The sequence below is a fragment of the Flavobacterium sp. TSSA_36 genome (assembly GCF_051547165.1).
Taxonomy (GTDB): Bacteria; Bacteroidota; Bacteroidia; order Flavobacteriales; family Flavobacteriaceae; genus Flavobacterium.
Window position 1 is genome coordinate 145,036 of record NZ_JBPTTP010000002.1, and the last position, 13,010, is coordinate 158,045.

General features: G+C 36.4%; 12 protein-coding genes and 1 tRNA gene. 9 read left to right on the forward strand and 4 right to left on the reverse strand.

Annotation, left to right across the window (positions count from 1 at the left end):
• Window positions 1–41: 41 nt before the first annotated feature.
• Complete coding sequence (locus tag ACSVH7_RS04820) at window positions 42–554, reverse strand: adenine phosphoribosyltransferase (protein ID WP_438065558.1); 513 nt, start codon at window positions 552–554, stop codon at window positions 42–44.
• Window positions 555–668: 114 nt separating this feature from the next.
• Between ACSVH7_RS04820 and ACSVH7_RS04825 the strand changes: the two genes are divergently transcribed.
• Together ACSVH7_RS04825 and ACSVH7_RS04830 are read left to right on the forward strand one after the other, a co-directional pair.
• Window positions 669–742: transfer RNA gene (locus tag ACSVH7_RS04825), tRNA-Arg, on the forward strand.
• A gap of 62 nt (window positions 743–804) precedes the next feature.
• A complete protein-coding gene (locus ACSVH7_RS04830; protein ID WP_438065559.1) occupies window positions 805–1,374 on the forward strand; it encodes a pentapeptide repeat-containing protein in 570 nt (189 codons plus the stop codon).
• A gap of 2 nt (window positions 1,375–1,376) precedes the next feature.
• Here ACSVH7_RS04830 and ACSVH7_RS04835 read toward each other — a convergent pair whose 3' ends face one another.
• From ACSVH7_RS04835 to glyA, 3 genes are all read right to left on the reverse strand, one after another.
• Window positions 1,377–1,871 (reverse strand): N-acetyltransferase family protein, encoded by a 495-nt coding sequence (locus ACSVH7_RS04835; protein WP_438065560.1) that lies wholly within the window; start codon window positions 1,869–1,871, stop codon window positions 1,377–1,379.
• A 52-nt stretch (window positions 1,872–1,923) separates the two neighbouring features.
• Entirely contained in the window at window positions 1,924–2,517 is a 594-nt protein-coding gene (locus ACSVH7_RS04840; RefSeq protein ID WP_438065561.1) for a tRNA-(ms[2]io[6]A)-hydroxylase, read from the reverse strand.
• A 162-nt stretch (window positions 2,518–2,679) separates the two neighbouring features.
• Window positions 2,680–3,954, reverse strand: coding sequence for a serine hydroxymethyltransferase (glyA, locus tag ACSVH7_RS04845; protein WP_438065562.1), 1,275 nt, complete (start codon window positions 3,952–3,954; stop codon window positions 2,680–2,682).
• Between the two features lie 108 nt (window positions 3,955–4,062).
• Between glyA and fahA the strand changes: the two genes are divergently transcribed.
• From fahA to ACSVH7_RS04880, 7 genes are all read left to right on the forward strand, one after another.
• Window positions 4,063–5,346: a fumarylacetoacetase gene (gene fahA / locus ACSVH7_RS04850; protein ID WP_438065563.1), complete on the forward strand. Its 1,284-nt coding sequence runs from the start codon at window positions 4,063–4,065 to the stop codon at window positions 5,344–5,346.
• 110 nt (window positions 5,347–5,456) lie between these two features.
• Window positions 5,457–6,638 carry a hypothetical protein gene (locus ACSVH7_RS04855; RefSeq protein ID WP_438065564.1) on the forward strand — a complete coding sequence of 394 codons (1,182 nt, stop codon included), beginning with the start codon at window positions 5,457–5,459 and terminating at the stop codon, window positions 6,636–6,638.
• 496 nt (window positions 6,639–7,134) lie between these two features.
• Window positions 7,135–7,752, forward strand: coding sequence for a GNAT family N-acetyltransferase (locus ACSVH7_RS04860; protein WP_438065930.1), 618 nt, complete (start codon window positions 7,135–7,137; stop codon window positions 7,750–7,752).
• A 57-nt stretch (window positions 7,753–7,809) separates the two neighbouring features.
• Window positions 7,810–9,009 (forward strand): argininosuccinate synthase, encoded by a 1,200-nt coding sequence (locus tag ACSVH7_RS04865; protein WP_438065565.1) that lies wholly within the window; start codon window positions 7,810–7,812, stop codon window positions 9,007–9,009.
• A 217-nt stretch (window positions 9,010–9,226) separates the two neighbouring features.
• The gene (argC, locus tag ACSVH7_RS04870) at window positions 9,227–10,204 is read left to right on the forward strand and encodes an N-acetyl-gamma-glutamyl-phosphate reductase (RefSeq protein WP_438065566.1); all 978 of its coding nucleotides are present in this window, start codon (window positions 9,227–9,229) and stop codon (window positions 10,202–10,204) included.
• Window positions 10,205–10,331: 127 nt separating this feature from the next.
• A complete protein-coding gene (locus tag ACSVH7_RS04875) occupies window positions 10,332–11,468 on the forward strand; it encodes an aspartate aminotransferase family protein (RefSeq protein WP_438065567.1) in 1,137 nt (378 codons plus the stop codon).
• Window positions 11,469–11,794: 326 nt separating this feature from the next.
• Entirely contained in the window at window positions 11,795–12,991 is a 1,197-nt protein-coding gene (locus tag ACSVH7_RS04880; RefSeq protein ID WP_438065568.1) for a glutamate-5-semialdehyde dehydrogenase, read from the forward strand.
• Window positions 12,992–13,010: the final 19 nt, after the last annotated feature.

Consider the following 13,010-nt stretch of genomic DNA (forward strand, 5'->3'; position numbering starts at 1 on the left):
GAGCTCGATTTTCGAGCTCTTTTTCATTGATATAAAATCCACTAATAATGAAATAGCGAAAAAATAGCCGTATCTCCCAGTTTTGATCTTCCATTTAGAAAATCTAATTCCATAATAAAGTTACATTGTACAATCGTACCTCCTAATTTTTCTACTAATTCACAAACCGCTTTTGCAGTACCACCTGTGGCTAACACATCATCGTGAATCAAAACCCTATCCCCTTGCTGAATCGCATCGGTATGAATCTCTAAAGTGTCTGTACCATATTCTAAAGCATAAGAAGCCGCAAGCGTATCATAAGGCAATTTGTTAGGCTTTCGAACAGGTACAAATCCAACGTTTAATTCTTGAGCAATCAAAGTCCCCATAAAAAACCCCCTACTTTCAACTCCAACTACTTTTGTAATTCCCATCGTTCTTAATGGAGCAACTAGCAAATTCAAGCATTCTTTTCTTGCTATAGGGTCTAACAACAAGGGAGTAATGTCTTTAAACGAAATTCCTTCTTTCGGAAAGTCCTGAATATCACGAATATACTTTTTCATGTTCATTTTTTTTATAATTTATCCAAATTCGTGCTTGCAATTTACACATTTATTCTTATATTTGCACCCGCAATCAGGTCATCAATTAAAGCTCGCTAAGATTAAATGACTAACGCAAAAGGCCTCGTGGCGCAACTGAATAGCGCATCTGATTACGGCTCAGAAGGTTACTGGTTTGAATCCAGTCGAGGTCACAAAAAAACGCAATTATCACTCTGGTAATTGCGTTTTTTGCATTAAAACACTTCCTTTGTGCATGCCAAAATATCACCTAGATCAACAATATCATCAAATAATCTTCAGTAAAGACGAATTAAATCACAATGAATTCGAATGTTGCGCTTTCGAAAACTGTGATTTTTCGGCTTGCAATTTTATGGATGTCATATTTATTGATTGCGTTTTTACAAAATGTATTTTCGATGGCGCCCACATCAATCATGTGGCCTTACGAACGGTGACCTTCCATCATTGCGATATTAAAGATGTGAATTTTGCTATGTGTGACAAATTGATATTTGAAATACATTTTCATCACTGTATTCTAGATTTTTCAAAATTTTATACCCTTAAGATAAAAGAGACCACATTCAATCATTGTAGTTTAATTGCTGTTGATTTTATGGCAGCTGACCTAACCGAAAGCATTTTCGAGTATTGTGACTTGTATCGCGCCGAATTTGACAAAGCAATTGCCAACAAAACCAACTTCAAAACAAGTTATAACTACACCATAGATCCCACCAAAACAAAGCTAAAAAAAGCAATTTTTAGCCTCAAAGACGTAAAAGGATTACTATTCAAACATGAAATTTCAATCGAATAACATCAAAGTTTTCTTTCCATCACATAATCTTCCATCAAGTAACCATGCTCTAATTCAATTGTGACTTCATCGGAAATAGAGAATTTCATTTTTTTATAAAATTCAATAGCTTTATTGAAACGATTCACATTCAAACAAAGAACATCCGAACCATGCTTTTGAGCTTCAGAAGCAACATAGTCTATAAGTATCTTTCCCACTCCTTTTCCTTGAGCAGAAGGAAGAATATAAATTTTATGAATCTTAGTTTGTTTTTGATTATTGTAATCCCACTCAAAAGAGGCAAAGCCTAAGGTTTGATTTCCTTCTTTAGCTAAAATAAAATGATGCTCTTTAGTCACACTTTCCGCTAATGCCTTATCATTGTAAAACGCTCCTAACATATACTCCAACTGAGCTTTTGATAAAATTTGACCATATGCTATTGGCCAAGTTTCATAGGCAATAGCACGAATCGTGGCGAAATCAGCAGCAGTAGCTTGAAAAACTGTAATCATTAAAATAAAATTAAATTTAGAAATAGCCATTAACCCAAAAACTCGTTAAAAACTACCCATGAATAGTTTGGCTTTTACCATAATTTGCGATGACCGATTCTTCATAAGCCAACCATTCTCTCCACCGCTTCTCCACATCGATTCCGACTCCATATTTTCGGGCATAAGTGATAAAGGTAGTATAATGCCCTGCTTCACTTTCCATTAAATCTCTGTAAAAAATTGCCAATTCTTCGTCTTGAATATTTTCCGAAAGCACCTTAAAACGCTCACAACTTCTAGCTTCAATCATCGCAGAAAACAATAAACGCTCTACCAAACCCGAAACACGACTACCGTCACTACTTCGTTTCATATACAAATACAAGTCATTAACATACTCATCCTTACGCTCTCTCCCTAGCTTTAAACCACGCTTAATAATGAGGTTATGCACTTGCTCAAAATGATCAATTTCTTCTTTGGCCAACGCTAATAAATCTTGAACCAAATCCTGATATTCTGAATTGTTAGTAATAATTGTTATGGCATTGGTGGCGGCTTTTTGCTCACACCAGGCATGATCCGTTAGAATTTCTTCTATATTTTTCTCTACTATATTGACCCATCTTGGATCCGTTGGCAATTGTAATCGCAGTACCCCCATTTTTATAAGTTTAATATTGTTCTTAAAGTTGTTTTAACTGATTTAAAACAAACCTACACCAAATAAAAGAAAAAGTTTAAAGTTTAAATTATCGTGAAGACTTATAGTAATCACGCGCTTTAAACTTTAAACTTTTATAAAATATGAACCTTCAAACGAAAATTAGTACACAAAAATAGCTCTTTCGCTCATCATTTCATTCACTTGAGCAGCTACTTCTTCTATTACATCTTCATCGGTATGATTGGTTAACACTTTATCAATCATGGCTACAATTATTTCCATATCTTCTTCAACCAAACCTCGAGTCGTAATAGCTGCAGTACCTACACGAATTCCTGAGGTTACAAAAGGAGATTTATCATCAAAAGGAACCATGTTTTTATTGACCGTAATTTCGGCTTTCACCAAAGCATTTTCAGCATCCTTACCAGAAATATTTTTATTTCTTAAATCAATCAACATCATGTGATTGTCTGTGCCTCCAGAAATAATTTCGTACCCTCTTGATACAAATGCTGTCGCCATTGCTTTTGCATTCTTTTGTAATTGCATCGCATAAGTAAAGAATTCATCTTGTAATGCTTCACCAAAAGCAACCGCTTTAGCCGCAATAATATGCATCAAAGGCCCTCCCTGATTTCCAGGAAAAACCGCTAGATCTAATAAAGAAGACATCATACGAATTTCACCTTTTGGTGTTTTGTGTCCCCAAGGATTTTCAAAATCTTTCCCCATCATGATTAGACCACCACGAGGACCACGAAGAGTTTTGTGCGTTGTAGTTGTTACAATATGGCAATGCGGAATAGGATCACTCATTAATCCTTTAGCAATCAAACCAGCAGGATGAGAAATATCAGCCATTAAAATAGCGCCAACACTATCCGCAATTTGTCTGAAACGAGCAAAATCCATATCACGAGAATAAGCTGATGCTCCAGCGATGATTAATTTTGGTTGTTCTTTTGTGGCAATTTCTTGTATTTTATCATAATTCAAACGACCTGTTTCTTTATCTACACCATAAAAAACTGGTTTATACAAACGTCCTGAAAAGTTAACAGGAGATCCATGCGTTAAATGACCACCGTGAGACAAATCAAACCCCAAAATAGTATCTCCAGGCTGTAAACAAGCATGATAAACCGCTGTATTAGCTTGCGATCCGGAATGTGGTTGCACATTTGCATATTCCGCTCCAAACAAAGCTTTAGCTCTATCTATTGCAATTTGCTCTACCACATCAACTACCTCACAACCACCATAGTATCTTTTACCAGGATAGCCTTCAGCATATTTATTTGTAAGTACCGAACCGGCGGCTTCTAATACTTCATCACTCACGAAGTTCTCAGAGGCAATAAGCTCTAATCCGTGTATTTGTCTGTCTTGTTCTTCAAGAATTAAGTCAAAAATTTGTTCGTCGCGTTGCATTTTGTTGTTTTTCGTTAATTATGGCGCAAAAATACAAAAAATCGTTTGGTTACATCCTAGATTATAATATATTTGATGTGTAATTTTCAACAATATAATTAACACATTATGCCGTTATCCGCAAATAATCCTAATAGAAAATCATGGTTAGACGTTCCCGTTGACAGTGATTTCCCCATACAAAACATTCCATTTGGTGTGTTTCTAACTAAAGAAAATATTGTAACAGTCGGCTCCCGTATTGGGAATTATGCCATTGATTTAGGCGCTTTACAACAACTTAATTATTTTGAAGGTATCGAATTAACAGATGATATGTTTATGCAAGATACCTTAAATGATTTTATCTCTGATGGAAAAAAGACCTGGCGCTTGGTGCGCAATAGAATTGCCGCTATTTTCGACGCTACTAACCCTGAATTGCGTGATAATGTAAAGCATAGAGAAATCGTAATCTTTAATATTACTGAAGTTGAGATGCAGCTTCCTGTATTAATAGGTGATTATACCGATTTTTATTCTAGTAAAGAACACGCTACCAACGTTGGAAAAATGTTTCGTGATCCAGAAAATGCTTTATTACCGAACTGGCTTCACATCCCTGTAGGGTATCATGGAAGAAGCTCTACTATCATTCCTTCAGGCATTCCAGTACATCGTCCGATGGGACAAACCTTGCCTAATGGCGAAACAACTCCAGTTTTTGGTCCTTCTCGCTTGGTTGATTTTGAACTTGAAACCGCTTTCATTACAACCGACGTAAATATTATGGGGGAAAATATCCCAGTTTACGAAGCCGAAGATTATATTTTTGGAATGGTACTCCTAAATGATTGGAGCGCTAGAGATATTCAAAAATGGGAATATGTGCCCCTTGGTCCTTTTTTAGCTAAAAATTTCGCCTCTTCAATTTCACCATGGATCATCACTTTGGACGCCTTAGAACCTTTTAGAACTAAAGCTCCAAAACAAAGTCCATCACCACTTCCTTATTTACAGTCCAAAGGAAAACATGCTTTTGACATTAATCTAGAAGTAACAATAACCCCACAAAACGGAGTTCCCAACACTGTATCGACTACCAATTTTAAATATATGTATTGGACTATGTGCCAACAATTAGCCCATCACACTTCTAATGGCTGTAGAGTCAATTCGGGAGACATGATGGGGTCCGGTACTATTTCAGGCCCCACTCCAGATAGTTTTGGCTCTATGCTTGAACTTACTTGGGGAGGAAAATTTCCAATACAAATGAATGATGGCAGCGAAAGAAAATTCATAAATGATTACGACACCGTTACCATTAAAGGACACAGTAAAAACAACGAAGTCCGAATCGGTTTTGGAGAAGTTTCTAGCCAATTATTACCTCCATTTGTAAGAAAATAATTCTTTTTATCCTATCTCATAAAATCCGATAATTTGAATTGTCGGATTTTTTTTTGGTACTATATTTGGCCGCTCTTACAAATCATACACTTAACCCTAAAACTAAGAACATGAATAAATTTTCTTTATTTTTTATACTACTCTTATCCCTTTCTTCCTGCGGAGTAAAACAAACACAACAATTAGTTAGTAACGGAAATTACGACGAAGCCATTAACAATGCTTTGGCGAACCTTAGAACCAACAAAGACAAAAAAGGAAAACAAGACTACATTTATTTGTTAGAAGAAGCCTTTGCGAAAGCCAAAGAAAGAGATTTGAACAATATTCAAATGCTTAAAATCGAATCCAATCCCAATCAAATCGAAAAATTATACAATTATTATGTACAGTTACACGACCGACAAGAAAAAATAAAACCAATACTCCCCTTATTTTTAATAAAAGAAGGTCGCAATGCTATTTTCCCTTTTGACAATTACAACAGCCAAATCGTATCTAGCAAAAATGCTTTAGCAGAACACCTCTATACAAATGCAATTCAGTTAATAAAAACCAATACCAAAGTAAATTTCAGAAATGCATTTGATGCATTGACTTATCTTAACAAAATCAGCCCTAATTATAAAGAAGTAAACCGATTACTAGACGAAGCCAAATTCAAAGGAACTGATTTTGTTTTGGTAAAAACCAAAAACGAAACCAATATGATTATTCCTGAGCGCTTACAAACAGATTTATTAGACTTTAGTACTTATCGTTTGAATAATCCTTGGATTGTATATCACAATGCGCCACAAAAAGGAACCAAATACGACTTCTCAATGATGATTCTGTTCCGAAACATTTTGGTATCACCAGAACAAATCAAAGAACGCGAATTCATTAAAGAACGTGATGTTAAAGACGGTTACAAAAAAGTAGTCGATGCCAATGGCAAAGTGGTCTTAGACGAAAAAGGCAAAGAGGTTATGGTCGATAACTTCAAAAAAGTAACCATTCAAATCTATGAGTACCGTCAACTTAAAACGTGTCAAGTAGCCGCAAAAGTTGAATTTATCACCACAAAAGGGAACCAATTACTCCAATCTTATCCTGTTAGCAGCGAATTTGTTTTCGAAAATATTTATGCAACTTACAAAGGAGATCGAAGAGCAACAGAAGAAAACTATTTCCCAAATTTCGACCGTCGCGCCGTACTTTTTCCTTCAACCGAGCAAATGATTTTTGATACCGGCGAAGATTTAAAGTCAAAAATCAAGGAAATCATGAATACTAACCATTTCGAATAGCATTTTTCGAGTTACGAAAACCAATTCTTCTACACCAAAGAACAAAAAAAGTGATTTTGACTTTCAAGATCGCTTTTTTTGTTTTAAAAAATAAATTTTGTTGAATTTTAACTATTTTAAATAAAATTTGATTTTTATAAAAAATATATTGTAAATTTGCATCGATGAAAAAAACAAGTTTACATATAACTTCCATCTACCGGATACATTTACTTGCCACTTCTCCCGAAGTGCGGATGCTATTAGTATAGTTTCCAAAAAAAGTAATTCTTTTATTTTATCCATTTTTCACCAAGTTTTTTTGAAATTCAATTCATTTTTAGGATGACGTTTCAAAAATGATTCAAAACCAAACAAAACAACACCTAAGTATTTATTTTTCAAATACATAAACAAGATTTGTTGAAAATTTTATAGTACTTTTAATAGCCAATAGACTATGATCGCATTACAAAAAAAATCAAAACGAATAATAACCCATAATTCGAATCCTGAAATGAAAATTTCTATTATAGTAGCACAAAAAGAGCATTATCAATTTGCTGCAGAAATTTGTGATACCATTGAAACTTCTGCCTTGCTAAGAGGCACTGGAATTGCCAAAAGAACTCCAGAATACATCCAAAAGAAGATGGAAACTGGCGATGCCGTAATTGCTATTATTGACCAAAAATTTGCTGGTTTTTGTTATATCGAATCTTGGCAACACGGGCAATTCGTCGCGCATTCAGGTTTGATTGTACACCCAGACTTTAGAAATTTAGGATTAGCTAAAAAAATCAAAACATTCGTTTTTGAGTATTCTCAACAAAAATACCCAGAAGCCAAGGTTTTCGGTATCACCACTGGATTAGCGGTAATGAAAATCAATTCCGATTTAGGATATAAACCCGTTCCTTTTTCTCAATTGACTACCGACCCAACTTTCTGGAAAGGTTGCCAAACGTGCACCAATTTTGAAATTCTAAAAAGCAAAGACTACAAAATGTGTTTGTGCACAGGAATGCTGTATGACCCCAAAGAAAAACAAAAAAATCCACCAAAACACCCTTTCAATGTCCGGATTTGGAATCGTTTAAAAGAGATTAAACAAGCCCTTTTCTTAAAAAAATAATAGTTAAAAAAATAAAAATCAACGTTTTGTCAGACACAAAACATTAAAATATATACAATGGAAAATAAAAAAGTAGTATTAGCCTATAGCGGAGGATTAGACACTTCGTATTGCCTAAAATATTTAAAAAACGAAAAAGGATTCGAAGTACATACCGTTTTAATTAACACGGGTGGATTTGATGACGCCGAGCTAAAAGCTATCGAAGACAGAGCCTACGAATTAGGAAGCACCAAACACGCCAACCTTACCATTTTAGACAAATATTACGACAAAGCCATCAAATACTTGATTTATGGGAATGTCCTAAAAAACAACACCTATCCTCTATCCGTAAGTGCTGAGCGTGTTTTTCAAGCGATTGAAGCCATAAAATACGCCAAATCCGTTGGAGCCACAGCCATCGCACACGGAAGCACTGGTGCAGGAAATGACCAAATTCGTTTTGATTTAATTTTCCAAACCATCGCTCCCGAAATCGAAATCATCACTCCTATTCGTGATTTAAAGCTATCCCGTCAGGAAGAAGTAGATTATTTAGCCAAAAATGACGTGCATTATTCTTGGGAAAAAGCACAATATTCTATTAACAAAGGCCTTTGGGGAACCAGTGTGGGTGGAAAAGAAACCTTAACTTCAGGACAACCTTTACCAAGCGAGGCTTACCCTTCGCAATTGCAAAAAGAAGGTGAAGAGAAGGTAACTTTAGAATTCCAAAAAGGGGAATTGGTTGCTATAAATGGCAAAGCAGACAAACCTTCTAACAATATTGTGGCCTTAGAAAAATTGGCAAGCGCTTACGCCATCGGAAGAGACATTCACGTGGGCGACACCATTATCGGTATCAAAGGAAGAGTTGGTTTTGAAGCCGCAGCCCCATTAATCATCATCAAAGCGCACCATTTGTTAGAAAAACATACACTCGGCAAATGGCAACAATACTGGAAAGAACAATTGGGCAACTGGTACGGAATGTTATTCCACGAAGGGCAATTTTTAGACCCAGTGATGCGCAACATCGAAACGTTCTTAGAAGACACTCAAAAAACAGTCAATGGAACTGTAACGGTCTCTTTAAAACCGTATCATTTCAGCTTAGACGGCATCGAATCACCAAACGATTTAATGAACACCGGCTTCGGTCAATACGGCGAAATGAACAATGCTTGGACGTCTGATGATGCCAAAGGATTTATCAAAATTCTAGGCAATGCGCAAAACATATTTTCATCTGTGAATCAAGAAACTTACGAATAGTATAATTACTGATTAGGAGCGAAAGTTCAGGCATTTTTGGATACATTAGTTCCCGCTATACGTTGCAATATTTGTCGGCTGAACCCCAGCCCACATAGGATTTCCACTACTATCGGGGCTAAAAGAGAAAAAATGGTAACTTTTGAATGACAAACTTACATTTTAAAAACAAACCCTTAGCGCTTTGGCGTCTTTGAGTTGAAACAAAATAAAAATTATGATTAATGTTGGAATTATTGGCGGTTCGGGTTATACGGCTGGCGAACTCATCAGAATCTTGATGTTTCATCCCAACGCCAAACTCGACTTTGTGTACAGCACCACCAATGCGGGAAAACCCCTTTCGATAGCTCATCAAGATGTGATGGGCGATATCGAAATGAATTTTACAGATACCATCAACCCCAATGTAAACGTTCTTTTTCTGTGTCTAGGTCACGGCAAATCCAAAGCTTTTTTAACCGAAAATAAATTTGCCAGCCATACTAAAATCATTGATTTAGGCAATGATTTCAGGTTGGAAAAAGACTCAATTTTTGAGGGCAAAAAATTCATATACGGCTTACCAGAACTGAATAAAAAAGCCATTAAAAATGGACAATTCATCGCTAATCCCGGTTGTTTTGCCACTGCGATTCAATTGGCTTTATTGCCTTTGGCGGAAGCCAAATTACTCAACAGCGATGTGCACATCAACGCCACAACCGGAAGTACAGGAGCTGGAGTGAGTCTTTCAGAAACGTCACACTTTAGTTGGAGAAACAACAATATGTCGCATTACAAAGCTTTTGAACACCAACATTTGGGAGAAATTGGCGAAAGTTTGCATCAATTACAGGAAGATTTCAAAAACGAATTGCTTTTTATTCCTAATCGAGGCGATTTCCCAAGAGGGATTTTTGCCACCTTGTACACACATTGTGAGGAAAGCTTAGAAGATATCGTATCCAAATATGAAGCCTTTTATAAAAACGAACCGTTCGTAACGGTTACCACTACCAACATTAATTTAAAACAAGTGGTTCAAACCAACAAATGCATCATTAGTTTGATGAAAAAAGGCAACCGAATTTTGATTACTTCGATTATCGATAACTTAGTCAAAGGCGCCTCAGGTCAAGCCATTCAAAATATGAACTTGCTCTTTGGACTCGACGAAAGTACCGGATTGCATTTGAAACCAAGTGGATTTTAAAAAAAAAATGAAAGATTAAAAGATTGAAGAATTTAAAGATTATGAAATCCATAAAGTTTAAATCATTCAGCAACAAACACAAATCTTTCAATTTTTAAAATATTTAAATCTTTAAATTACAACAACAATGAACCTATTCGACGTTTACCCATTATACAACATCACACCTGTAAAAGCAGTAGACTGTACCATTACAGATGAAAACGGTGTGGAATATTTAGATTTATACAGCGGCCACGGAGTTATCTCCATTGGTCACACACAACCGCATTATGTAGCGAAAGTAAAAGAACAATTGGATGCTATTGGATTCTATTCTAATGCCATCCAAAATCCGTTACAAGTAGAATTAGCTCAAAAATTAGGCGAATTATCAGGTTATGATGATTACGCTTTGTTTTTGTGCAGCTCAGGAGCCGAAGCCAATGAAAATGCATTAAAACTAGCCTCTTTCCACAACGGGAAATCGAGAGTGATTGCGTTCGATAACTCTTTTCACGGAAGAACATCGGCAGCAGTGGCGGTAACAGACAACAAAAAAATTGTGGCACCCATTAATGCCCAACAAGTGGTTACTTTTTTACCACTAAACCAGATTGATTTGGTGGAAACCGAATTACAAAAAGGCGATGTGTGCACCGTAATTATTGAAGGAATTCAAGGTGTGGGCGGTTTAGATGAAGGCACTCCTGAATTTTTTCAAGCCTTAGAAAAGCTGTGCAAACAATACGAAGCCGTTTTGATTCTAGACGAAGTACAATCAGGTTATGGAAGAAGCGGGAAGTTTTTTGCGCATCAGTACAATAACATCAAAGCGGATATCATTTGCTTGGCCAAAGGAATGGGGAACGGTTTCCCTATTGGAGGAATTTTGATTGCTCCACATTTCAAAGCGAGTTATGGCTTGCTAGGCACAACTTTTGGCGGAAGTCATTTGGCTTGTGCCGCTGGAATTGCCGTTTTGGATGTGATTAAAAGCGAAAAATTAATGGATAATGTAAACGCCGTTAGCGAGTACTTTATGAATGCCATCCAACAAGTGCCTGAAATCATCAAAGTGAAAGGAAAAGGATTGATGCTGGGCGTAGAATTTGATTTTGATGTGAGTGCTTTACGCAAGAAAATGATTGTGGAAAAACATATTTTCACAGGAAGTGCTAATAATAAAAACCTGTTGAGAATTTTACCGCCCTTGACCATTACCACAGCAGCAATTGATACCTTTATCGTTGCTTTGAAAGAGTCGTTGGCCGAATTGAAATAAGAAACTGTGTGAGTATTCCTTGCCAGTCCGCTGCGTGAGGGCAATATCATTAAGTTAAGGAATAATCAATAATTTGATTGCTGATTTTTGATTAACGATTTTTGATTTCTGATGTAAAAAATAATGAAAATCATTTAATTTTTCATTCACTTGCACCAAAATCTAAAATCAAGAATCGTTAATCTTCAATCTAAAATCTCTTAACTTAATGACATTGTGCGTGAGGGATAGTCCCTATTTTTTCATCGAGAAGCGGGAAACCCGACCTACTGAGCTTGTCGAAGTATCGGGAGGGACACGCCAAAAAAATTAACTAACCAAAAACTATGAATACACTACTAACCATCGAAAAGAGAAACGCCGTTTTAACCACGATGGCGGCTTTGCTAGCGCAGGAACGAACGGCGTTGAAAAGTAGTAACCAACAAGATTTAGCCAATTATTCTGGAGAAGATTTGGCGATGGAAAAACGTTTGTTGGTCGATGATGCCAAAATTGACGGTATGATTTTGTCCTTGCAACAATTGGCCAGTCAAGAAGACCCAGTGGGGAAAGTTCGTTTTGAATTTGTTCACGATAATGGTCTCAAAATCTATAACAAAACAGCTGCATTTGGCACTATTTTAATTATTTATGAGTCCCGACCTGATGTAACAGTTGAAGCAGGTGGTATTGCTTTTAAGTCCGGAAATAAAATTCTTTTAAAAGGCGGCAAAGAATCATTACTGTCTAACCAAAAAATTGTAAGTCTTTGGCATCAAGCTTTGGAATGCAATGGTGTAGCAACGGATTGGGTAGAATACCTGAATTACGATAGAGCACAAACCCAAGCTTTTTTGGAAAAACCTACTCAAAAGGTCGATTTGATTGTGCCTCGTGGAGGAGAAAAATTGATTGAATTCACCAAAAAACACGCAACCTGTCCGGTGATTGTAAGTGGACGCGGTAATAATTTTGTGTACGTAAGTGCCGATGCCAACTTAGACAAAGCAATGGCAATAATTATAAACGCAAAAACTTCAAATATATCAGTTTGCAACGCTTTAGATAAAGTAGTAATTGACATTAATTTACCGAATTGGGAAGATTTTGCTAACCAATTAGTCCGTGCTTTACAAGAACGAAAAGTAAGCGTTTTAGGAGATGCCACAATGGCCAAAGCAACTCAAATTTCCCAAATTGATTCAGACGACATTTGGTATGAAGAATTTTTGGACTACAAGATTGTAATTGGCACCGTTTCTTCAAATCAAGAAGCAATAGCTAAAATCAACACCTATTGCGGAGGTCACTCAGCTGCTATCATCACCAAAAGTGAAACTACAGCCCAAGAATTTATGGATAACGTTGATGCTTCATCCGTTTATCATAATGCTTCAACTCGTTTTACCGATGGAGGGCAATTTGGTTTAGGCGGAGAACTGGCTATCAGCACAGACAAATTACACCAACGTGGCCCTATTGGTTTACAACATTTGGTTACCAACAAATGGTATGTTTACGGAGAAGGACAGGTTCGTTAGGGACATCGTAGGGACAGTA